At 64.6% G+C, this 22,986-nt stretch carries 21 protein-coding genes; 13 read left to right on the top strand and 8 right to left on the bottom strand.

What is annotated here, in order from left to right; genetic code table 11:
* Positions 1-3 precede the first annotated feature (3 nt).
* Positions 4-1,260, bottom strand: a complete 1,257-nt coding sequence (locus ACYVJ8_RS00815; RefSeq protein WP_460708844.1) for an NAD(P)/FAD-dependent oxidoreductase — start codon at positions 1,258-1,260, stop codon at positions 4-6.
* A 249-nt stretch (positions 1,261-1,509) separates the two neighbouring features.
* Here ACYVJ8_RS00815 and ACYVJ8_RS00810 point away from each other — a divergent pair, with 249 nt between their 5' ends.
* Positions 1,510-3,099: a M4 family metallopeptidase gene (locus ACYVJ8_RS00810; protein ID WP_460708842.1), complete on the top strand. Its 1,590-nt coding sequence runs from the start codon at positions 1,510-1,512 to the stop codon at positions 3,097-3,099.
* 131 nt (positions 3,100-3,230) lie between these two features.
* Positions 3,231-4,331 (top strand): M35 family metalloendopeptidase, encoded by a 1,101-nt coding sequence (locus ACYVJ8_RS00805; protein WP_460708840.1) that lies wholly within the window; start codon positions 3,231-3,233, stop codon positions 4,329-4,331.
* A gap of 200 nt (positions 4,332-4,531) precedes the next feature.
* On the opposite strand, the gene ACYVJ8_RS00800 is transcribed toward ACYVJ8_RS00805, so the two are convergent.
* Entirely contained in the window at positions 4,532-5,011 is a 480-nt protein-coding gene (locus tag ACYVJ8_RS00800; RefSeq protein WP_460708838.1) for an FKBP-type peptidyl-prolyl cis-trans isomerase, read from the bottom strand.
* A 148-nt stretch (positions 5,012-5,159) separates the two neighbouring features.
* On the opposite strand from ACYVJ8_RS00800, the gene ACYVJ8_RS00795 reads away from it, so the two are divergent.
* A complete protein-coding gene (locus tag ACYVJ8_RS00795; RefSeq protein ID WP_460710975.1) occupies positions 5,160-5,675 on the top strand; it encodes a C40 family peptidase in 516 nt (171 codons plus the stop codon).
* Between the two features lie 115 nt (positions 5,676-5,790).
* Complete coding sequence (locus ACYVJ8_RS00790; RefSeq protein WP_460708836.1) at positions 5,791-6,492, top strand: C40 family peptidase; 702 nt, start codon at positions 5,791-5,793, stop codon at positions 6,490-6,492.
* A 54-nt stretch (positions 6,493-6,546) separates the two neighbouring features.
* Here ACYVJ8_RS00790 and ACYVJ8_RS00785 read toward each other — a convergent pair whose 3' ends face one another.
* Positions 6,547-7,038, bottom strand: coding sequence for an acyl-CoA thioesterase (locus tag ACYVJ8_RS00785; protein ID WP_460708834.1), 492 nt, complete (start codon positions 7,036-7,038; stop codon positions 6,547-6,549).
* 114 nt (positions 7,039-7,152) lie between these two features.
* Between ACYVJ8_RS00785 and ACYVJ8_RS00780 the strand changes: the two genes are divergently transcribed.
* The 3 genes from ACYVJ8_RS00780 (at position 7,153) to ACYVJ8_RS00770 (ending at position 9,178) form a co-directional block, all read left to right on the top strand.
* Complete coding sequence (locus ACYVJ8_RS00780) at positions 7,153-7,557, top strand: hypothetical protein (protein WP_460708832.1); 405 nt, start codon at positions 7,153-7,155, stop codon at positions 7,555-7,557.
* Positions 7,558-7,805: 248 nt separating this feature from the next.
* On the top strand, positions 7,806-8,690 hold the full coding sequence (gene bla / locus ACYVJ8_RS00775; protein ID WP_460708830.1) for a subclass B3 metallo-beta-lactamase: 885 nt from the start codon (positions 7,806-7,808) through the stop codon (positions 8,688-8,690).
* Positions 8,690-9,178 (top strand): NUDIX hydrolase, encoded by a 489-nt coding sequence (locus ACYVJ8_RS00770; protein WP_460708828.1) that lies wholly within the window; start codon positions 8,690-8,692, stop codon positions 9,176-9,178. The genes bla and ACYVJ8_RS00770 overlap by 1 nt, the downstream gene beginning before the upstream one ends.
* A 36-nt stretch (positions 9,179-9,214) precedes the next feature.
* On the opposite strand, the gene ACYVJ8_RS00765 is transcribed toward ACYVJ8_RS00770, so the two are convergent.
* Together ACYVJ8_RS00765 and ACYVJ8_RS00760 are read right to left on the bottom strand one after the other, a co-directional pair.
* Positions 9,215-9,649 carry a GNAT family N-acetyltransferase gene (locus tag ACYVJ8_RS00765; RefSeq protein ID WP_460708826.1) on the bottom strand — a complete coding sequence of 145 codons (435 nt, stop codon included), beginning with the start codon at positions 9,647-9,649 and terminating at the stop codon, positions 9,215-9,217.
* Between the two features lie 151 nt (positions 9,650-9,800).
* Complete coding sequence (locus ACYVJ8_RS00760) at positions 9,801-11,138, bottom strand: dicarboxylate/amino acid:cation symporter (protein WP_460708824.1); 1,338 nt, start codon at positions 11,136-11,138, stop codon at positions 9,801-9,803.
* Between the two features lie 245 nt (positions 11,139-11,383).
* On the opposite strand from ACYVJ8_RS00760, the gene ACYVJ8_RS00755 reads away from it, so the two are divergent.
* Entirely contained in the window at positions 11,384-13,138 is a 1,755-nt protein-coding gene (locus ACYVJ8_RS00755) for an alkaline phosphatase (protein ID WP_460708822.1), read from the top strand.
* A gap of 40 nt (positions 13,139-13,178) precedes the next feature.
* On the opposite strand, the gene ACYVJ8_RS00750 is transcribed toward ACYVJ8_RS00755, so the two are convergent.
* Both ACYVJ8_RS00750 and ACYVJ8_RS00745 read right to left on the bottom strand, forming a co-directional pair.
* Positions 13,179-14,255, bottom strand: a complete 1,077-nt coding sequence (locus ACYVJ8_RS00750; RefSeq protein ID WP_460708820.1) for a HAMP domain-containing sensor histidine kinase — start codon at positions 14,253-14,255, stop codon at positions 13,179-13,181.
* A gap of 1 nt (position 14,256) precedes the next feature.
* Positions 14,257-14,952 carry a response regulator gene (locus ACYVJ8_RS00745; protein WP_460708818.1) on the bottom strand — a complete coding sequence of 232 codons (696 nt, stop codon included), beginning with the start codon at positions 14,950-14,952 and terminating at the stop codon, positions 14,257-14,259.
* 180 nt (positions 14,953-15,132) lie between these two features.
* Between ACYVJ8_RS00745 and ACYVJ8_RS00740 the strand changes: the two genes are divergently transcribed.
* Positions 15,133-16,341 (top strand): efflux RND transporter periplasmic adaptor subunit, encoded by a 1,209-nt coding sequence (locus tag ACYVJ8_RS00740; RefSeq protein ID WP_460708816.1) that lies wholly within the window; start codon positions 15,133-15,135, stop codon positions 16,339-16,341.
* Positions 16,338-18,299: a MacB family efflux pump subunit gene (locus tag ACYVJ8_RS00735; RefSeq protein WP_460708814.1), complete on the top strand. Its 1,962-nt coding sequence runs from the start codon at positions 16,338-16,340 to the stop codon at positions 18,297-18,299. The genes ACYVJ8_RS00740 and ACYVJ8_RS00735 overlap by 4 nt, the downstream gene beginning before the upstream one ends.
* Positions 18,300-18,305: 6 nt before the next feature.
* Here ACYVJ8_RS00735 and ACYVJ8_RS00730 read toward each other — a convergent pair whose 3' ends face one another.
* The gene (locus ACYVJ8_RS00730; protein WP_460708812.1) at positions 18,306-18,482 is read right to left on the bottom strand and encodes a hypothetical protein; all 177 of its coding nucleotides are present in this window, start codon (positions 18,480-18,482) and stop codon (positions 18,306-18,308) included.
* Between the two features lie 138 nt (positions 18,483-18,620).
* Between ACYVJ8_RS00730 and ACYVJ8_RS00725 the strand changes: the two genes are divergently transcribed.
* From ACYVJ8_RS00725 to bamA, 3 genes are read left to right on the top strand one after another with little or no spacing between them, the layout of a single operon-like run.
* Positions 18,621-19,448, top strand: a complete 828-nt coding sequence (locus ACYVJ8_RS00725) for a hypothetical protein (RefSeq protein ID WP_460708810.1) — start codon at positions 18,621-18,623, stop codon at positions 19,446-19,448.
* A 52-nt stretch (positions 19,449-19,500) separates the two neighbouring features.
* Positions 19,501-20,649, top strand: coding sequence for a hypothetical protein (locus ACYVJ8_RS00720; protein ID WP_460708808.1), 1,149 nt, complete (start codon positions 19,501-19,503; stop codon positions 20,647-20,649).
* Positions 20,649-22,976: an outer membrane protein assembly factor BamA gene (gene bamA, locus ACYVJ8_RS00715; protein WP_460710973.1), complete on the top strand. Its 2,328-nt coding sequence runs from the start codon at positions 20,649-20,651 to the stop codon at positions 22,974-22,976. Before ACYVJ8_RS00720 ends, bamA begins: the two co-directional genes overlap by 1 nt.
* Positions 22,977-22,986 lie beyond the last annotated feature (10 nt).

Genomic DNA, 22,986 nt, shown 5'->3' with positions numbered 1-22,986 from the left:
GGCTTAGCGGAAGCGTTCCGGTCGATACGGCATGGGGTCCATGGCCGGATCGCGGCCCGTCATCAGATCGGCGAGCAACTGCCCGGTCGCCGCGCTCATGCTCACGCCCATCATGCCGTGCCCGGTGGCGAGCCACAGCCCCTCGCGGTGCGGCACGCGTCCGATCAGCGGTACGTCGTCGATGCACATCGGCCGCCAGCCGTACCACTTCTCGACGACTTCGGGCCCGACCGGGCGACGCAGATATTCGGCGGCGCCGCGCTCCAGCGCGGCCAGGCGCCGCACGTTGAGGCTGTCGTCGTAACCGGAGAACTCCATCGTGCTGCCCAGGCGGAAACCACTGCCCCATGCGGTCACGCATACCGAGCGTTCGCGCAGCACGATCGGCCGCCGCGGCACCAACGATGGCGCCGAATAAGTGATCGAGTACCCCTTGCCCGGCTGCATGGCACGGCGCAACGCGGGGAAACCAATCGCGGCCGCCTGCTTCGGCGACCACGCGCCGAGCGCGAACACGACGTCGCGCGCCTGCATGTCGCCCTGCGTCGTGCGTAGCGAAACACCATCGCGGCCGGCATCGACCGCCTCGAACGCACAATGCTCCACGATCTCCCCGCCCCGTTCGCGGACCAATCGCGCCAGCTCGTCCACGTAGCGATCCGGACGCAACACCGCATCGCCGTCGAAGCGCATCGCACCGGCGACGCCGGGCTTGAGCGCGGGCTCCATCGCTTCGTAGTGGCGGCCGTCGATCGCTTCGATCGCCACACCCAGCTCGCGCAACAACGGTATTTCGTGCTGCTCTTCGGCGAATGCGCGCGGGTCGCGGAAGACGTAGTCGACACCGGCTTCGGCAAACTCGCATTCGAGCGCGTAGTCGCGCACCCACTGCGCGAGCCGTGCTCGCGAGTCGTTGAGCAGCGCCGCCTTGGCCAAGGCACTGCGTCGCCAGTCGTCGGGATTGCAGCGCATGGCGAAACCGAGCAGCCAGCGCCACAGCCCCAAATCGACCCGCGGCTTGATGTACAGCGGCGCATCGGGCGTCAGCATCCAGCGCAGCGCCACCCCGACCATGCCCGGCGCGGCCAGGGGCGGCGCATGGCTGGGCGTGATCGTGCCGCAGTTGCCGTGCGAGGCGCCGCCACCGACGGTCCCCGCGTCGATCACGCGCACCGAACGCCCCGCCTCGAGCAGGGTCAGTGCGCTGGCGAGGCCGACCACCCCGGCGCCTACGATCACCACGTCTTTGTCTTTGTGCATCGCAATAAGAATTTGATTTGAAACCGATTCCATCCGGCGATCAGCCGAAATCCCCTAGAGATTGCTGCACTGCGACATGACAGATTGGGCAAAGTTACACCCTAATCCGCTACCCGCCGTGCTGCATGGGCCGCAGTCCGGACTGGTCGCCTCAATCGCTTTTCGACGCCGCGTGTTCCGGGTGCCGGCAAGTGTATGTGCGCAGTCCCGGCTTCGTCCGGTCCCATCTCTCGACAGGGGTTCCCTTAGATGCAATTCCGTCTGCTCAGCACGGCCGTCCTGGCCGCGCTCACCGTCTCCGCGCCCGCTTTCGCCGCCAAGTCCGATTCCCCCGCCGCTCTGCGCGCGCAGGGCCTGATCGCCGGCAACGGCGCCGCCGCCGTCCAGCGCGCCGATGCCGACAGCTTCACCGTCAAGAACGTCGTGGTCGACCGCGACGGCACCGAGCACGTCCGTTTCGATCGCAGCTACCGCGGTCTGCCGGTCGTCGGCGGCGACGTCGTCGTGCACTCGAAGAACGGCCAGTTCAAGTCGGCCAGCCTGACCCTGAAGACCAAGGGCCGCCCGGACCTCGTCCCGCAGATCAGCGCCGACCAGGCCATGATCGAAGCCGGCGCCGAATTCGGCCCGGGCTTCCAGGGCATGCCGACGGCCAGCCTCGTCGTCTATGCGCGCGGCGCACAGCCGGTGCTGGCGTACGAAGTGCGCATGAACGGCGTCAAGGCCGACCAGACCCCGACCGAGATGCGCTACTTCGTCGACGCGAAGAACGGCAAGGTCCTGGACGGTTGGGACACCGTCGAGACCGCCGCGGCCGTCGGCACCGGCAACACGCTGACCCTCGGCACCGTCACGATCAACACCAACTCGATCACCGGCGGCTACGAGCTGAAGGACACCACCCGCGGCAACGGCTACACGCTGGACAACCACAACGGCTCCACCACCTCGACCACCGGCACGCAGTACGTCGATGCCGACAACGTCTGGGGCAACGGCAGCAACGCCGACCGCGCCACCGCCGCCGCCGACGCTCATTACGGCGTCGCCGCCACGTGGGACTACTACAAGAACACCTTCGGCCGCAGCGGCATCAAGAACGACGGCATTGGCGCCAAGAGCCTGGTGCACGTCGGCAGCAACTGGGTGAATGCCTCGTGGAGCGACGGCTGCTTCTGCATGCGCTATGGCGATGGCGACGGCGTGACCTACCGTCCGCTGGTCGCGCTCGACGTGGCCGGCCATGAAATGACCCACGGCGTGACCGCGGCCGTCAACGGCCTGGCCTACTCCGCCGATGCCGGCGGCCTGAACGAAGCCTCGTCCGACATCATGGGCACGATGGTCGAGTTCTCGGTCAACAACGCCAACGATCCGGGCGACTGGCTGATCGGCGAGGAGATCTACATCTCCAATCCGAACGGCACCAAGGCTCTGCGCCAGATGTTCAAGCAGGACCTCGATGGCGGCTCGTTCGTGTGCTACCCGAGCCGTGGTTTCTCGCGCCGCAACGACCCGCACTACACCTCGGGCGTCGCCAACCGCTTCGCCTATCTGCTGTCGGAAGGCGCAGTGGTTCCGGCCGGCTTCGGCGCTGGCACGAGCTACAACCTGACCTCGGCTTCGCTGGTGTGCAACGGCGACACCACCATCGCCGGCATCGGTCGCGTCAAGACCGCGGCGATCTGGTACCGCGCGATGGATCTGTACTTCACCTCCAGCAGCACCTACCCGCAGGCCCGCGCCGCCACGCTGCAGGCCGCCGCGGATCTCTACGGCACCGGCTCGGTGGAATACAACACCGTCGCCCGCGCCTGGAGCGCTGCCGCCGTCAACTGACGGCTGCGGAAACGGGATGGCCCGCGCTGCGTGGCCATCCCGTTCTTCAGATCGACTCGTCTTCACATCGACTCGCTCGTCTTTTCACTATCCAAGTCCCCCGTTTCCACTGGATCAGAAGGACCACCGGAATGAAGCTGATCAACGTCGTGTCCTGCTCCGCTCTGCTCGTCGGCACCATTGCCGCCGCCGCGTCCGCGCAACCTTCCGCCAAAGCCAATCCGCTGCGCGTGAGCCTCGTTGCCGCGCAGGCTTCGAGCGGCGGCTTCCTCGGTTCCGTCGACGTCACCATCACCAACACCAGCAACCACACCGTGCGCGTGCCGAAATGGGAGCTCCCGTCCAGCTTCCTGGAAGCCAAGCTGTTCCAGGTCAGCCGCGACGGCCAGCCGGTGCAGTACGAAGGCCCGATGATCAAGCGCGGCCTGCCTGCCGCCGCCGATTTCGCGATCCTGCGCGCTGGCGAAACCCTGCGTACGACGGTCGATCTCTCGGGCAGCTATGACCTGGCCAAGAGCGGCGAATACGTCGTCACCCTGTCCTCGCCGCTGCAGCACGCGTCGATGTCCAATGGCGAAATGCTGAAGAACGCCAACGGCACGCCGATGGCGATCCAGTCCGTGCCGCTGCGCCTGTGGGTGGACGGCGCCGACGTTCTCGGCAAGGGTGCGACCCTGGCCGGCGCGAAGGCCAAGCCCGGCACCGGCGGCACCATCGTCAACGGCGTCTCCTATGTCGGCTGCACCACCACGCAGATCAACGGCGCCGGACAGGCCGTGGTCGAAGCACGCAAGTACTCCGAGAACGGCAAGGGCTACCTCGCCGGCACCGCGGGTCCGCGCTACACCACCTGGTTCGGGGCGTACACCAGTGCGCGCTGGAGCACGGCGGGGCAGCACTTCGCTGCAATCGATTCGGCGATCGACCAGAACGCCGGCGAGGTCAAGATCAACTGCGGCTGTAACCAGAGCTACTACGCCTACGTGTATCCGACCCGTCCGTACGAGATCTTCGTCTGCCGCGCATTCTGGACCGCACCGCTGACCGGTACCGACTCCAAGGCCGGCACGCTGATCCACGAGATGAGCCACTTCAACGTCACGGCCGGCACCGACGATCACGTCTACGGCCAGTCGGGTGCGAAGAGCCTGGCGATCTCCGATCCGGCTTCGGCTCTGGACAACGCCGACAACCACGAGTACTTCGCCGAGAACAACCCGTTCCAGAACTGAGCGAAGCGGCTTTTGCAAACGAAGAACGGCCCGCGCAAGCGGGCCGTTCTTTATTGCGCGCGCTGAGCAGCTCGCTGCGCTCGCGCCCCTCATCTGCCCTTCGGGCATCTTCTCCCCGCAAGCGGGGAGAAGACTATCGACCTAAAACGACAACGGCCCGCACAGGCGGGCCGTTGTTGGCGTAGCGCTCAGCGCTGCGCTTAGTGGTGGTGACCACCCTCGCCGTGCACGTGGCCGTGCTCGACTTCCTCGGCCGAGGCTTCGCGCACGTCGGCGATCTCGACTGCGAAGTGCAGGTTCTTGCCGGCCATCGGATGGTTGAGGTCGACGTCGACCACGCTCATGCCGACCTTCTCGATGGTCACCGCGCGCGGGCCGAAGTTGGTCTGCAGGATGACCTGCATGCCCGGCTCCAGGCGCTGGTTGCCGAAATGCTTCTTCGGAATGCGCTGGCTCAGGCCATCGCGCTTCTCGCCGTAGGCGTCGGCGGCGGCGACGTCGACTTCGAACTTGTCGCCCGCTTCGCGCCCTTCCATCGCCTGTTCCAGGCCCGGAATGATGTTGCCGTGGCCGATCAGGATGACCAGCGGGTCGCGGCCGAACGAGCTTTCGATCGCTTCCTGGCCTTGCTCGCTGACGGTGTAGTGGAAGCTGACGACGCGGTCTTTCTCGATCTTCATTGCGTGACTCGGTAGTGGGCCGCCAGAGCAGCCAAGAAATGCCGGCGCCTTGCCGGCAGCGGCGGGAGCGGCCAAGCTACGGTGCGTGAAGACGCCAGTTCCGAGCCCCGCCGAGGGAGCCGCGCATTATCCCGGCAAGCTCCGCGCCTTGCCAGCGCGCAGCTGGCTTCAGCTTTCTATAGTTGCGGTCCTCGCTGCAGCGCTCACGGCCTGCGGCGGGGACAAGCTCGTGCGGCAGCCGCTGCCGAGCCATCGCGACTGGCCGGTCGTCGCGCCCGACGATCCGGTCCGCGCCAATGCGGTGCTGATGCGCGCCATCAGTCTGGTCGGCACGCCCTACCGCTACGGCGGCAATACGCCCGAGAGCGGCTTCGACTGCAGCGGGCTGGTCAACTACGTCTATCGCGACGTCCTGGACCTGCGCCTGCCGCGCACGTCGCGGGAGCTGGCCGCCTGGCAGGGCCCCCGCGTCCGGCCGGAACGCCTGGCCGCCGCCGACCTGGTCTTTTTCGGCTCCGGCGACAGCGTGAGCCATGTGGGTATCTATGTGGGCGAGGGGCGCTTCGTCCACGCACCCAGCACCGGCGGGACCGTCCGTCTCGATTATCTGGACGGTCCGTACTGGCGCGATCACTACACCGGCGCCCGGCGGGTGCTGGAGTAGGAATTGCCGGTTCTGGGACTTGGGGCGTCCGGGTTAACGGGTCTTTAACTTATTCTGAACATTCTCCCCTGACCGGGTGGGCATGATTCCCCCGTCCTGAATTCGTGATGACTGCGTGACGACCCGAAAGTCCGGCCGCCTTGCCGCCACCACCGCTGATTTCACTGCCCGGCCCGCCGGCATCTGGGCGCGCCTCGCGCTCTCGATCGCCCTGTGCGTGCCGGCGCTCGCCGCCTCCGCCGCTCCGGCCGATGACGACGCTCCCTTCCCGACCAAGGCCAAGCAGACCGAAGTCGCGGCACTGCCGGCTGCCAAGCCCTCGTTCACCGAGCGCGCCTTTGGCCTGGTCGCCGACGCCAACCGCTTGTTGATCCCCGCCTCCTCGTTCCAGCTGCCGGCCGAAGCCATCGGCACCCCGGTCGGCGAGGACAGCAAGGTCAAGTCCGTACTGCAGAAGGCACTGACCTTGCTCGGCACGCCCTACCGCTGGGGCGGCACCGATCCGTCCAAGGGCCTGGATTGCAGCGGCCTGGTCGGCTACGTCTTCCGCAGCGCGCTGGGCATCGAGTTGCCGCGCGTGTCCCGCGACATGGCCAAGAACGGCGAACTGGTCACCGACCGCGCCAAGCTGATGGCCGGCGACCTGGTCTTCTTCGGCTTGAAGGGCCGGGTGAACCACGTCGGCATCTACCTGGGCGACGGCCGCTTCGTACACGCGCCGAGCCGCGGTAAGGACGTGACGGTTTCCAGCCTCGACCAGGGTTACTGGAGCGGGCGCTTCCTGCAGGCGCGCCGCCTCGGCGTCGACGGGACCTGAGTTCCGCGCGCCGGTAAACGAAGGCCGCCTCCGGGCGGCCTTTTGCTTTCCGCTTCAGGCCCCCGCGACGCGATAGCGCTCGATGGTCTGCTCGATGCCCTTGCTCAGTTCCATCACTTTGGTGGCGTACTCCGCCAGCCGGCGGTCTTCTTCGCTGACGATCTGCAGCGGCGGCACTGGGACCGGCTTGCCTTCCACACCGTCGAGCGCGACGAACACGATCACGCAATGCGTGCATAAGCGCGGCGGATCGCCACTGATCGGATCGGCCGCCATCACGTCGATGGCGAAATGCATGCTGCTGGTGCCGGTGTGCACCAGCTTGGTCGACACGGTGACCAGGTCGCTGATGCGGATGGGCGCGACGAAGCGGATGCCGCCGACGGCCACGGTCACGCTGTAGCGCCCGCTCCAGCCGACCGCCGCGGCATAGCCGGCCTGGTCGATCCACTTCATCACCATGCCGCCGTGGACCTTGCCACCGTAATTGACGTCGGTGGGTTGGGCGAGGAAGCGCAGGGTGAGTTCTCGTTGTTGTCCGCTCATAGGGGTTGCTGCGCGCAGGGGCGAAGTCGGCAGTGTGCACTCTTGCGGCCCGGCGCGGGGCTGGGCGATGCTCGCGGTTGGCGTTGGGGAAACGCACTTTCGGAGAGCACACGCATGGGCCGTACGATCCTGGGCATTGTCGCGGGCGTAGTCGTCGCCTGGCTGGCCATTTCGCTGTGCGAATTCGCCAGCCTGTTTCTGCATCGGCCGCAGCCGGGCATGGATCTGCGCGATCCGCAGGCGCTCGCCGCGTACATCGCCGCGGCGCCGTTGTCGTCGATGCTGCTGGTGGTGCTGGGCTGGTCGATCGGCGCGTTCGGCGGCGGCTGGGTCGCGGCGCGGATTGCCCGCCACAAGACCGTCGCTGCGCTGACCATCGGCGCGCTGGTGCTGTTGGGCGTGATCGCCAACAACGTGATGATTCCGCATCCGCTGTGGATGACGATCGCGGGTGTCGTGCTTCCGATTCCTTTGGCCTGGCTGGCGGCGCGTGTGGCGAGACCTCGTAGCGCAAGCTGATCGCTTTGGGTGCCACGGAGGGCAGGCGGCGCCGGTGGGCAGTCGTGACACGCCGTGAATCCGTCCATGGAGGCTTGTCAGCGGCATCCATGCCGCTGACAGTCACGCCTGCCCACCGGCACCGCCTGCCCGCCAAACATCGCGGACGCGTGAGTTAAAAGCGAAGTGCGCGATGGGATGGACTGGTCCGGCCTTGCGCAATCGCAGACACTGTGTCGCCCACCGCTCCACACGATCCATCCGACACGATGCGACGCCTCGTCTTCTGCCTGTTCGCCGCCGCTTTTGCGCTCACCGCTTCCGCACAAGCCGCCGAACCCGTTCTTCCGCAATCCTCCCGCTATGAAACCGACGATGCCTGGCGTCAGCCGATCGCGCCGTTCGCGTTGGCCGAGCACACCTGGTACATCGGCACGCAAGGCCTCACCGCGCTGCTGATCCGCACGCCGGAAGGCGCGGTGTTGATCGATGGCGGACTACCGCAGGCCGCGGACATGCTGCTGCAGCGCATGCGCGAACTGGGCGTGCAGCCGCACGATCTAAAACTGATCCTGCACAGCCATGCGCACGGCGACCACGCCGGTCCGATCGCGGCGATCAAGCGCGCCACCGGTGCGCGCGTGGTGAGCAATGCCGAATCCGCCGCGTTGCTCGCGCGCGGTGGCAGCAACGACCTGCACTTCGGCGACGGCATCCTGTATCCGGCGGTGCAGACCGATCGCCTGGTGATGGACGGAGAAGCCGTGGAACTGGGCGGCCTGCGCTTCACCGCGCATTTCACCCCCGCGCACACACCGGGCAGTCTGAGCTGGACCTGGACCGACACGCGCGATGGCAAGGCGGTGGCGATCGCGTATGTGGACAGCCTGTCGGCGCCCGGTTACCAGCTCATCGACAACCCGCGCTATCCGCACATCGTCGAGGACTATCGGCGCGGTTTCGCCGCGGCGCGCGCGCTGCCCTGCGACTTGCTGATCACGCCGCACCCCGACGCGAGCGGCTGGACACCCGCCGACACGGCCCAGCCGCATCCCAAGCCGCTGACCTGTCGCGCCTATGCCGACCAGGCCGAGGCACGCCTGGATGCGCAGCTCGACAAGCAGCGCAAGGAAGCCCGCAAGGAAGCACCCTGATGCCCTACACCCCGATCGTCGCCACGCTGGGCTACGTCCTGTCGCCGGACGGCAGTCGCGTCCTTATGGTCCACCGCAACGCGCGGCCCGACGACCACCAGCTCGGCAAGTACAACGGCCTGGGCGGAAAGATCGAACCGGACGAAGACGTGCTCGCCGGCATGCGCCGCGAAATCCACGAGGAAGCCGGCATCGACTGCGTCGATCTGTCGCTGCGCGGCACGATCAGCTGGCCCGGCTTCGGCAAGCACGGCGAGGATTGGCTCGGCTTCGTCTTCGTCGTCACCCGCTTCACCGGCACGCCGTTCGAGCGCAATGCGGAAGGCACGCTGGAGTGGGTCGCGCGCGAACGCCTGCACGAGCTGCCGATGTGGGAAGGCGACCGCCAGTTCCTGCCCTTGGTGTTCGACGACGATCCGCGGCCGTTCCACGGCGTCATGCCGTACCGCGACGGCCGCATGGTCTCGTGGAAGTACTCGCGCGCGTGATGCACCGAGCGTGAGACACCCGAATCGCGTACCGCGCTAATCCATGCTGTGCGGCGCGACGATGTATTCCATGTTGACTGAGGCCGGCGCGGTTTCGACGAAGCCGTACTTCGCGTACAGGTGGCGCGCCTCGCCGTCGGCGACGAGCGTCACGTAGGCAGACGGCTCGGCGTTCTGCCGCAGCCAGGCATCGAGTGCGCTCATGATGCGCTTGCCCAGCCCGTGCCCCTGGAAGGCCGGCGTCACGGCGATGTCGACGACCGTGTAGAAGCAACCGCCGTCGCCGATGATGCGGCCCATGCCGATCACTTCGTCGTCACGCTTCAGGCTTACCCCATAGAGGGTATTGGGCAATCCTTTCAACGCCGCTTCCAGCGTCTTCGGCGACATGCCGGCTTCCTGGCGCAGCCGGCAGTAATCGGCGGGTTCGGGAAAATGCTCGATCAGTTGGATGTTTTCTACGGCAGCCATGATCATCGCTCCACCATAAATCGTCACCGGTCAACCGGGTTCGCATCGAATCATCCGTGCGCATGGTGCGGCGAACCCGAGCAACAACGCGTGAGGTCGAGCGCAATGCGCCGCCACCGGTTTACCTGACGTTGCCGCCGCCCGCCCGCGCCTAACGCACCTCCGCCGCCTCGCCTTCGGCGACGCCGACATTGCTCGATGCCGCCTCGTAGACCTCGCGATCCAGCAATCCGGTCTCCTTCGCCACCAGCACGGGTACCAACATCTGCCCGGTGACGTTGGTCATCGTCCGCATCATGTCGAGAATGCGGTCGATGGCGTAGAGATAGCCGATGGCCTCCAGCGGCAATCCGGCGGCACTCAGGACCACGGTCGCCATGATCACCGCGGTGCCCGGCACGCCCGCGGTGCCGAAACTGCCCAGCACCGAGGCCAGCGCGATGATCATGTACTTGTCGAAGGTCAGGTCGATGCCCGCGTACTGCGCAATGAACACCGCCGCCAGCGCCGGATAGATCGCCCCGCAGCCGTCCATCTTGATGGTCGCGCCCAGCGGCACCGCGAAGGCGGCGTAGTCGCGGTCCACACCATGGTTGTGCACCACGCTGCGCAGCGACACCGGCATGGCGGCGAAACTCGACGAGGCGACGAACCCCACCTGCATCGCCGGCGCCGCGCCACGGAAGAACTTCAGTGGATTCAGGCCGTGCGCCAGCAGCAGGCCCGTGTACACCACGACGATCTGGAACGCACAGGCCGCATACAGCGCGATCACGAAACTGCCCAGCGGTTTGAGCTGCTCGAAGCCGTAGCCGCCGACCAGCGACGCGATCAGGCCGAATGTGCCCAGTGGAGTGAATTCCAGCACGAAGCGCGTGACCTGGATCATCGTCTCGCTGGCTTCGCCGACGAGCTTGCGCAGGTTCGCGGTCTTCTCGCCGAGCTTGACCAGGGCAAAGCCGATCAGCCCGGCGAAGAAGATCACCTGCAGCACGGTGCCGTTGCGCGGCACCAGCACCTTCATGCCGTCCGCGGTCTTCGCCGTGTCCGCGCCCGCCATCGCGGCAATCGGATTGGCGGGGACGAGGTTGAAGAGCACGTCGAGCGCACTGGGCGGCGTCTTGGGAACGTAGTCCGACGCGACCTTGAGGTTACCGACGTCGACGCCCGCGCCCGGCTTCACCACCCAACCGGCGAGCAGGCCCACGGCTACCGCGAGCACGGCGGTCAGCGCGAACCAGAGGAAAGTCCTGCCACCCAACGCCGCGATCGACTTCTGCCCATGCAAGGCGCTGACCGCGTTGATCACCGCGAAGAAGACCAGCGGCACCGCGATCATCTTGATCAGGTTGACGTAGACATCGCCCAGCGGCCCGAACCAGGTTTCCGCATCCTTGCCGAACGCCCAGCCCGCCAGCGCGCCCAGGACGAAGCCGAGCACCACGCGTTGCCAGAACGGAATCCGCAACCAACCGGACACCAGCTTCATCATTCGGACGTCTCCTTCGCGACGGTCGCTTCGCGGCCAGCCGGGCAATTTGCCGGTTGTGGCGGGTAAGCCCGCACCATAGCGGAGCGGACCGTGGGGTGGGAGTCCACGGGTGCAAACCGCCCGCCGCTCACCTGATGCCGCGATGAGGATAATGCCGCGCGCGCGGCTGGTGATAACAAATCGCCAGCGTGCAATACGCCATTGGCATAATCGCCTACTCATTCCGCCGACGACCGATCTCCATGCACGTACTGCGCACTACCGGCATCGCCCTGGCTTCCACCTTGCTCGGCGCCTGCGCCAGCGTTGCGCCGGGCGCACCGATCGCTACGTCCGCTGCGATCGGCGGTGAAGTCGCCGGCATTCGCGTCGACGTTCCGCAGATCAAGCGCCCCGACGGCGAAACACCGGCCTGGTGGTTCCGCGACGGCGCGGCCCAGGCCGCCGGGCGCGGCGCCATGCAAGGCCGCGCGAAGAACGTGATCCTGTTCGTCGGCGACGGCATGAGCCTCCCCACCGTGGCCGCCGCCCGCATCTTCGAAGGCCAGCGCAAGGGCGCGTCCGGCGAGGAGAACCGCCTGGGCTGGGAGAACTTCCCGGCCACCGCGCTGAGCAAGACCTACAACACCGATTCGCAGACGCCGGATTCGGCCGGCACGATGTCGGCGATGGCGACCGGGGTGAAGACCCGCTTCGGCGTGCTCAGCATCGGCCAGGAAGCCAAGCTCGGCGATTGCGCCGCTGCACTCAAGACACCCCTGCTCACGCTGTGGGAACTGGCTGCAAGCAGCGGCCTGGCCACCGGCGTGGTCACTACCACGCGCGTCACCCATGCGACGCCGGGCGCGACCTTTACCCATTCGGCTCATCGCAGCTGGGAAAACGACAACGAGATCACGCCGAAGGACACGCAGGCCGGCTGCATCGACATCGCGCGGCAACTGGTGGAATCGCCGTACGGCCATGGCCCCGACGTGCTGATGGGCGGCGGGCGCGAGAACTTCATGACCGTCGAACAGCGCGATCCGGAAGAGGACGACAAGGTCGGCCAGCGCCTCGACGGCCGCGACCTGATCGCGGAGTGGAAGCAGCGCCATCCGGGCGGCGCGTATGTCTGGAACGCCGCGCAACTGGCCCAGGCGCCTGCCGACCAAGCGCTGCTGGCCCTGTTCAATTACGACCACATGAATTTCGAACACGACCGCAAGCAGGACATCGCCGGCGAACCCTCGCTCGCCGAGATGACGCGCGCGGCGATCACCCGCCTGCGGCGCAACGACAAGGGCTACGTGCTGCTGGTCGAAGGCGGCCGCATCGACCACGCGCATCACTACGGCAACGCCTATCGCGCACTGACCGACACCGTCGCGCTGAGTGACGCGGTGCGTGCGGCCGACGAGATGACCTCGGACCAGGACACGCTGATCCTGGTCACCGCCGACCACTCGCACACGCTCAGCTTCGTCGGCTATCCGGTGCGCGGCAACGCCATCCTCGGCAAGGTCCGCGGCAGCAGCGGCGAAGGCAGCAGCGACGGCATCTACGCCCGCGATGCGCTGGGCCTGCCCTACACCACGCTCAACTACAGCAACGGCCCCGGCTACGTCGGCGCGTCGGCGCAACAGCCCGAGGGCCCCAAGACCTTCCTGCACGAGGCGAATGGTTTCGAGGAAGCCAAGCACGGCCGTCCCGACCTGACCAAGGTCGACACCGAAGCACCCGACTACATGCAGGAAGCGCTGGCGCCGGCCAGCAACGAGACGCACGGCGGCGACGACGTCGGCATCTGGGCCCGCGGTCCCGGCAGCAGCGCAGTGCGCGGCAGCGTCGAGCAGAACGCCATCTATCACTTCATGCTGCAGTCGATGCCGGCATTGCGCGAAGCGCTATGCGCCAAGGGCGACTGCGACCGCAACGGCGTGCCGGTAGAACTACCGAAGCCCGGGGATTTCAGTTCCCGGCGCCGCGCCGAGTCGGGCAAACCGACGGGCGCGTAACAGCCTTCTTCAACAGCTCCAGGGTGATGCAATCGCACCATCAGCGATGGCGGTGAGCGTCGCGTTCTTGATGCGCCTGCAGCGGCAGCGTGAGCAAGACTTCGAGCCCGCCTCCCGTTCGCTTGGAGGCGTTGACGTGCCCCCCGTGCATTTCGATGGCTCGCCGGGCGATCGCAAGGCCCAAGCCTGCGCCATGGACAGGTGCGCTGCCTTCCACGCGAGTAAAGGGTTGAAAGATTGCCTCCAGCATGTCCTCCGGCACGCCAGGACCACGGTCGCGCACAATTGTCTCCAGTACACGGCCGTCATCCGTAACCCGGCATCGAACCTCTACGGTGGCACCCTCCGGGCTGAACTTGACGGCATTCCGGATCACATTCTCGAATGCCCGGTAGATCAGATCGCCATTGACGTTCGCGACGAACGGGCATGGAGCTTCAATAGTCACCGAGCGCGAGGAGGCGCGCGCTTCGAAGTCGGCGTCCTCTGCTATCGCGTATAGCAGTTCGACAACGTCAACGCGCTCGCGAACCGCGTCGCCTGCCTCCATGCGGTGCAGGGTCAGCAACTCCTCGATCAACGCATCGAGCCGATCGCTCTCGCGCCCGATACGGCTGATCATCGCGTCGCTCTGCGATGGGTCTTGTCGCAATAGACCGATCGCTGCCTGGATGCGCGTCAATGGGGAGCGCAGCTCATGGGAAATGTCGTGGAGCAGCATCTTGCGCGACTCGGTGAGCTGCTGCAGCTGAACCGCCATGCGGTCGAAGTCCTGCGCCAGATCGACGATTTCGTCGCTACGACGCCCCATCAGCGGTTGTACGCGCGTATCCAGGCGGCCCTCGGCCATCTGACGCAGCGCCCAACGCAAGTGCTGCAGGGGACGCGACAGATACCAGGCCAGCGCCAGCCCCGTGATGAGGATTGCGATTCCAGCCGACACAAGAGGCGCCAGCGGGAACATGTCGATTCGCGCGATTCCGCCGGGCGGCGGCAGCGGCGGCCCGTGGCCAGTGAGATGGAAATAGGTCCCTGCGCCTCCGATCGACAGGATCATGCTGATCCACAACGCAAGCAGCAGCTTCCAGAACAAGCGTCCGGGCGTCCACCTGAACATGTCAGTCCTCCAGGAGCTGGTACCCCAGCCCTCGCACACTCTGGATCCAGGGCTGGCCATCCGATCTCGTACCCAGCTTCTGACGAATGCTACTGATGTGCACGTCGATGCGGCGGTCGAATCGGGCCAAGGGACGGTCGAACGCCTGCAGCGAAATGTCCTGCTTGCTGACCAGTTGCCCGGAGTGCCGGGCAAGCACTTCCAGCAGACTGAACTCCGTGCCGGTGAGTTCCAGCGGCGCACCACGCCAGGTCGCACGCCGGCTGCCCGGCCACAGCGAGAGGCCACCGACCTGCAGCACGCGCGGGGCGCTTGCGGCGCCTGCTGAACCGCGACCCTCCGCACGCCGCAGGATCGCGCGTATACGCGCCACCAGTTCTCCGGGCGTGCAAGGTTTCGGCACATAATCGTCTGCGCCCATGTCGAGCCCGACTATGCGATCGATGTTGTCGCCCCTGGCGGTGAGCATCAGGATGGGAACTGCGCTGATAGCCCGGATACGGCGTAACGCCTCGATACCCGAAAGGCGCGGCATCATGATGTCCAGCACCACGAGCGCGTAATCGTTGGAGATCGCCTCCATGACCCCGGTCTCACCGTCCTGAACCGTGGTCACGTCGAATCCCTCTCGCACCAAGTACTGCGAGAGCAAAGAGGTGAGGTCGACGTCATCGTCGACAAGCAAGACCTTGGCCATGCCAGCAGTATCTACTCAGCGTCGCCGAAAAACATCCGTTTTCGAGGGACTTTACGCAACTTTACCCCACCGAACGGCAACGAACGGTTTGGGTTTCTACGATGCCCCAACACTTCGCCCGGTTCTGGTACGCATGTGATCGCCACAAGCACCGATCCGGGGAGAAGGAGGGCGACGTAAATGAAGCGATCTCTGCCGAAAGCAAAAAAGCACTGGATCCTCGGCACGACAACCGCGCTGATGTCCGTAGCAGCCTTTGCCCTCTGGTCGTTGCGTCCGCCGGTACCGCCAGCGCTCCTAACTTCGCCGGCGACCATTGCCGACATCGAGGACGCCGTCATCGCAACGGGCACAATTGATGCAGCCAAGCTGGTCAGCGTGGGTGCGCAGGCGTCAGGACAAATCAAGTCGCTTAAGGTGGAGCCGGGCGACCAGGTAAAGGCCGGCGACGTGATCGCGGAGATCGACGCCACCAATCAGGAAAATTCGCTGCGCAATGCGGAGGCCGCCATTGCCAGTGTGCGCGCCCAACGCAGCGCGCAGATGGCCGCGCTCAAACAGGCTCGACTCGCCTTCGCGCGACAGAAGCAGCTGGTGGCCAGACAGTTGGTCGCAAAGGCCGACTACGACAGCGCTGAAGCCACGTTGAGTTCGACTCAGGCGCAGATCGCGGCGTTGGACGCCCAGATCAGGCAGAGCCAGACTTTATTGGACACGGCTCGGACCAACCTCGGGTACACCATGATCGTGGCGCCGATCGACGGCACGGTGGTGGCCGTGGTCGCAAAGGAAGGCCAAACAGTGAATGCCCTGCAGTCCGCGCCGACGATTGTGAAACTGGCCAAGCTCGATACGGTCACCATCAATGCGGAAATCTCCGAAGCGGACGTGATCAAGGTGCGGTCCGGACAAGCGGTCTACTTCACCATTCTGGGCGACCCGACAAAGCGCTACTACGCCAGGCTGCGTACGGTGGAACCTGCTCCTTCGTCGATTGAAACCAACGACACCACGTCGGATAGCACGAGCAAGGCCATCTATTACAACGCACTGTTTGACGTGGACAATCCAAACGGTGTGCTGCGCATTGCAATGACTGCGCAAGTTCACGTGGTAATGGCGCAGGCCAAGGGCGCAGTGACCATTCCCGCAGCAGCGCTCGGCGCGAAGACGAAAGACGGCAGCTACAACGTGCAAGTCGTGGACGATAGAGGCCGGCCGATACCTCGCACGATCAAGGTGGGGATCAACAACAACGTCACCGCGCAGGTGCTTGGCGGCCTGGGCGCGGGCGAGAAAGTCGTGGTCGGCGAAGCTGCCGCAGTCACGGACGCCACGCAGGCCCAGCAACGGAGGGGCCCGCCCACGATGATGGGAGGACCTGGATGATTCGCCCACTCCTTCGGCTGCGCAAGCTGCGGCGCGAGTTTCCGTCTGGCGACGAGACGCTGGTCGTACTCAACGACGTCGATCTGGACATCTACGCTGGAGAGATGGTCGCGATCGTCGGCGTGTCCGGTTCCGGCAAGTCCACATTGATGAACATCCTCGGCTGCCTCGATCGGCCGACGTCGGGGAGCTATCAGGTTGCCGGCCGTGAAACCGGCGAGATGCTGCACGAAGAACTTGCGCAGCTACGTCGCGAGCATTTTGGTTTTATCTTCCAGCGCTATCACCTGCTCAGCGATCTCGACGCAAGGGCCAATGTCGAGATGCCAGCGGTCTACGCCGGCACTCCCGCATTGATGCGCCGGACCCGCGCATCATCCCTGTTGCAACGCCTGGGCTTGGGCGAGCGCACCGGTCACACACCGGGGCAGCTTTCCGGGGGGCAGCAACAACGGGTGAGCATCGCCCGGGCACTGATGAACGGCGGCGAGGTGATCCTGGCCGACGAACCCACCGGTGCACTGGACAGCAGATCAGGCGATGAGGTGATGAAGATCCTCGGCGAACTGAACGCGGAGGGCCACACGATCATTCTGGTCACCCATGACATGGCCGTGGCCGAACATGCCAAACGCATCATCGAGATCAGCGACGGGATGGTCGTTGCCGACCGCCGCACCGACAAGATGGACGTACCGCATACAGGCAGCTCGAGGCCCACGAGGGTAATGGGGAGTAATAACCGCTGGCGACCGGCGCGCGACCGCTTACTGGAAGCCATCCGCATGGCGCTGCTGGCAATGAGCGCCCACCGCATGCGCACTTTCCTCACCATGCTCGGCATCATCATCGGTATTGCCTCGGTGGTGTCGGTGGTCGCGCTTGGCAACGGCTCACAGCAACGCATTCTGAGCGACATCAGTTCGCTTGGCACGAACACCATCGACATCTATCCCGGGCAAGACTTTGGCGACATGCGATCGGGAAAGGTGCAGAGCTTGCGTGCCGAAGATGCCGAGGCACTTGCGGCGCAGACTTACGTCGATAGTGCGACTCCGAACGTGTCCGCCTCGGTCAGCGCGCGCTACGGCAGCCGGTCAGCGGACATGCAGGTCAATGGCGCCAGTGATCAGTATTTTCAGGTCAAGGGATTGAAGATCGCCGAGGGCGCATTCTTCGATGCCGACGCAGTCGAACGGATGGACCAGAGCGTGGTGATCGATCCGAACACGCGCAAGCAGTTCTTCGGCGACAGCCAGGTCAGCCCGATCGGCAAGATCATCCTGCTTGGCAACATGCCGGCGCGGGTAATCGGGGTAACCCAGAAACAGAACGGCGGATTCGGCAGCAGCAACAGCCTTCGCGTGTGGGTGCCGTATACGGCGGTGATGGGCCGCATGCTCGGACAGAGTTACGTCTCCAGCATCACGGTCCGCGTCAGCGACGATGCGGCCATCGGCGCTGCCGAGCAGTCGATCACAAAGCTGCTAGCCATTCGTCACGGCAGCAAAGACTTCTTTCTCAACAATACCGCCGAGATCCGCGAGACGATCGAGCAGACGACACGGACCATGACGCTGTTGATCGGTGCAATCGCGGCGATCGCGCTGGTGGTCGGCGGCATCGGCGTAATGAACATCATGTTGGTATCGGTGACCGAGCGCACCCGCGAGATCGGCGTGCGCATGGCCGTGGGCGCACGCCAGAGCGACATCCTGCAGCAGTTCCTGATCGAAGCCGTGCTGGTCTGCCTGCTCGGCGGCGTGCTCGGTGTGATGCTGGCATTGGCCATCGGGTATCTGTTCAATGCTCTGGGTGGCAGCTTTGCGATGGTGTTTTCAGTCGGATCGGTTGTTGCGGCATTTGCCTGCTCGAGTCTGATCGGTTTGACGTTCGGGTTCCTGCCCGCCCGCAATGCTGCGCAACTCGATCCGGTGGAGGCTTTGGCCCGCGAATGAGGCCAGTCATGCAGCATGCTCATGATCATTCATCGCACTTGTGATCCCGGTGGTGTTCGCGCACATCGGCGACGTATTGGTGTGGTGCCCGCTTGAAGGTCTGGCATCGACGAAATCCTCCGCCAAATCCGAGCGCCTTGTATTCAGCGCGGTGCGGTTCGAGCGGACGATATCGCTGGTCACGTTGGAGCGGCGCGCTTTCTGTACCGTAGCTGTAGACCAGCAGATCTTTACCTACGCTTACGCAACTAGACAGAAAACATACCGCGCTTGACGCTGCTTTCGGCGACGCTTTGGCTTCCCCCAGATTGCCATCCTGTAATGATCACGGTCACGAAGTTACGGTTTCCGACGCCAGTCTTCGATAGCCCAGTCTCCACGCGCCAATCGCCAACCTGCAGGACCGTTGTCCCGAAGGTCTGCACAAGGCGCGCGGCCCTGTCTTTGTTGTGCCTTATCATCGCGCTATCCCTTCCGGCGACGGGCATCGCGAGCACAGATCCGAGCGATGCTCCAGCGGTAGTGGCATACGCCGGCTACAGCGGCCGATGGACTCCTGATAGCGACGCCAACGCGAAGATCGCCAAGAAGCTGCGTAAGCAGTTGCGCGCGCGAATGGCCAAGCTGAAGCCCGCAGCGCCTCCGCCTGGTGGTGGTCCGGGTGGTGATGGTGGTCCGGGTGGTGGTGGTGGTCCGGGCGGTGGTATGCCTGGCGGTAGCATGCCCGGCGGCGGTCCGAAAGAACCACCGACCGATATGCCCGAAATGCCGGCGCCAAACGCAGTCGGCCTGCTGCGTCCAGAAATGGATTTCGCCGCGCCCTTGGAGGGAGACCTCTTCATCCTTCAGGACGAAGGAATGATCGCCTTGGGCAAGGATGCGGACCATCCCGTGATCCTGCCCTACGAACGCGGCGCGATAGACCTCGGAAACGACGGCCTGACAGCGCTAGCAACGCTGTCGTCGGGGAATCTCGTCATCGAGTTCCATACGGACGACGGCGTGACGATTACGCACACCTATTCGTTAGAGGGCGGTGGTACGCAGCTACACGTTCGAACGCATGTGGCCGGTGGCCAGATCCCCATTCCTGGCGGACTGGATCTGGAACGCCTTTACAACCGCGTACAGACCACGATGCCGCCCTAGCAGCCAAAGCGGATCCTGCGACGCAAAAAACTCCTGGGCCGTGCGCCCTTGGATGCGGATTGCATCCGTCTTTTGCCCGCTGGCTATCACAGCGGCGGGCGCCTTCTTTTATCCGAGCATCTCGATGAGCATTCCTACTCCGCTTCCGCACGGCTTTTTCGCTACCGATATTTCCGCGAGGCCCAGAACGGATTCCGGCGGCGTAGAACCTATGCGGCGGTTCCACTACGCAACGCAGCACGAGGTCGATGAATCAACCTTACAGGTGTGGTGGCAAACCTTCGACGATGAGGTACTTAACCACTTCATCGAGGCGTGCCTCAAACAGAATGCCGAATTGTCCCTGGCGTCGTTGCGCGTCACTGAAGCCTGCGTCGCGCTAACCGGAACGTTGGAGGACGTGGCGACGCAGCCCGACTGCCTGAAGGCATGGGTGCTGTTTCATTCCTTACGCGTTCGCCTCGTCGCGGCCACTGCGCGCACTTATGTCGACGTACTGGCATTACAAGAACGCCTTCTTTGCGTCGAACTCGCCATCCGCCATCAGTGCGCATTGCTGCAATACGGGCATGCCCCGCCGATGGATCGCGCTTTCGACGCGAGCCACTCGGCGCAAGCCGCTGACCTTCCCGAACTCCACCTGCATCGGGTGCGCGTGCAGGGCGAGCGCGACGCAGCGCTGGCCGGACTCGCTTGGCTGGTCGGGGAGCCATTGGACCTGGTGCTGACTCGGGTCGATGGACGCATGCTGTCGCCTGCAATATCCGCCATCCCCGCGTCCGGAACGCCCGATGCGTTGGAACTACGACGTCCGGATCTACTAGCGGCCGCGCTTCAAGCCCCGTCGCAGGGAAACGAAGACGCACACCAGACCCGTGTAGATGCGATCCGCCGCGAGCAGGCCTTCGACCGGGCCGTCTGTGAAGTGGAACGCGCGCTAGCTGTCCTGACATCCGCGATTGGCGAGTCGCCTCCGGCGCGCGCCGCAGCCCTGTCGGCCGGCAATCGCGCGAGCGCCTTGGTGCAAAAGATGCGTGCCGGCCAACCCGATTTTGAGGCGATGCTTCACGCAAACCGTCTCTACCACGGTCATTGCGACCGCGAAATCGAAGTCCGTGCGCGCGGCTATCGCGCGTTGGTCGACTTGTACGAAGCATTGGGCGCCGGTTGGCCTGCCCCCATCGAGGCCGCTAAAGCATGATGCGGCCGGTATCGAGCCCCTTGCCGCCTCGCCGGCTTCTATTCGCCGCGGTGATGTACTCCTTTCTCGGCGTCGTACATGCCGAGGATTTGCACGTCGTCTCCGATATTCGTGTCGATGGCCTGCGCCGCATCGCAATGGGCACTGTCCTGACCTATCTCCCCATTGAGCGGGGCGACACCGTCGATTCGACCAAGGCTGCCGCAGCCATCCGCGCGCTCTACAAGACCGGATTCTTCGAGGACATCCGCCTGGATCGCCAGGGCGACATTCTCGTGATCACGGTGCAGGAGCGCCCGGCGATCAACGCACTGAAAGTAACCGGCAACAAGGACATCCAGAGCGAAGACCTGCTCAAGAGCCTGAGCGAAAACGGGATGGCCGAAGGCGACACGTTCAATCGTCTCGTGCTCGACAAGATGGGCCAGGAGTTGACGCGGCAGTACCAGAACCGCGGCAAGTACAACGTCGAGATCACCCCGACCGTATCGCGCCTGGACCGCAACCGCGTCGACGTGGCGATCGCCATCAAGGAAGGCAAGGCCGCCCGAATCCAGCACATCAACCTTATCGGCAACGATAAGTTCGCCGACGAGGACATCATCGACACCTGGGAATCCGCCGAGCGCAACTGGCTCAGCTGGTACCGGCGAGACGACCAGTATTCGCGCGAGAAGCTCTCCGGCGACCTGGAAAAGCTCAACAACTACTATCTCGACCGCGGCTACGTCGACTTCAACATCGATTCCACGCAAGTGGCGATCAGCTCCGATCGCACCGACATGTTCATCACCGCCGGCATCTCCGAGGGCGACCAGTACAAGGTCTCGTCGGTGCAGCTGACGGGCGAGACTGTGCTCCCAAAGGCGGAGCTGGAGAAGCTGGTGCTTGTAAGTGACGGGCAGATCTTCTCCCGCCGCCTGCTGGAGCTGACCTCCGACTCGATCACCTCGACCCTGGGCAACATCGGTTACGCGTTCGCGCAGGTCAATACGGTTCCGGACGTGAATCGCGAAACCAAGACCGTGGGCATCAACCTGCAGGTCGTCCCGGGGCAGCGAGTCAACGTTCGACAGATTTCCTTCAAGGGCAACAATCGCACCAACGAAGAGGTTCTCCGGCGGGAACTCCGTCAGCTCGAGGCGAGTTGGTACTCGCAGGCCGCAATCGATCGCTCGAAGATTCGCTTGCAGCGCCTAGGGCTCTTCGAGTCGGTCGAGGTTGAGACCAAGCCTGTACCCGATCGCAATGACCAAGTGGACGTGCTGTACACGGTCAAGGAAGCCTCCTCGGGCGAGTTCCGAGCCGGCCTGGGATACTCGCAAGACGATGGCATCACGGCCACGCTCAGTGTCACTCAGCGAAACTTTCTCGGGACAGGCCGCACTTTCGGTGTGAACGTAACCCGGAGCAGCTCGTCCGAGCGATATGGCTTCACCGTATCCGAACCCTACCTCAGCGATCTCGGCGTGGGATTTGGCTACGGGGTCAATTGGTCGAAGACCCGGTATGACAGCGACGACGAAAGCAGTTACGACTCGCAACAAGGATCGGTCAACACGTCCGCAACGATTCCACTGTCGGAGAACAACGCCTTTACCGTAGGCCTCGGCTGGGATACGAGAACGCTATACCTCTACGAAGGCTATTACCCGCCTTCGTACCTTACATTCCTGGATAACCTGGGGACCAATCGCATTGATAGCTGGACCCTACGTTCGGGCTGGTCCAGCGATACGCGCAACGATGTGCTGACGCCCACAGGTGGCGCCTACTACAGCTTGTCAGGCGAGGTCGCGCTGCCTGGCTCGGACGTTACCTACTACAAGGTCGACTTTGAAGCACGGCATTACTGGCGCATGGGCCCCACGCTTCTGCTCACCCGTAGCGAGTTGGGGTACGGCGATACGTACGGCGATGGCGATCAGATCGGCTATCCGTTCTATCGCGGTTACTACGCAGGTGGCGCTGGTTCGCTGCGCGGTTTCCGCGATAACACCTTGGGTCCCTGCGAGTACGTGACGTACTACAACGAGTGCCGTCCCACCGGTGGTCAGGTAAAGACACTGGCGGGGCTCGAGTTCTCGGTCCCGGGCTTGTTCGGCAAAGCCGCGCACGGAACACAACTGGCCTGGTTCCTGGATGCCGGCAATGTCTTTAAGGACAAGGACACCATCGATAGTGGAGACATCCGCGCATCGACTGGGCTTTCCTTACGGTGGCGTTCCCCGATGGGCCCAATCTCGATCAGCTACGGCTTGCCGATCCGGCAAAAGGAGGACGACGACATTGAACGGCTGCAGTTTACTTTCGGGAGCCAGTTCTAGGCCTCCTCGG

The sequence above is a fragment of the Lysobacter terrae genome (assembly GCF_054782215.1).
This window is presented reverse-complemented; position numbering and strand designations above follow the sequence as displayed.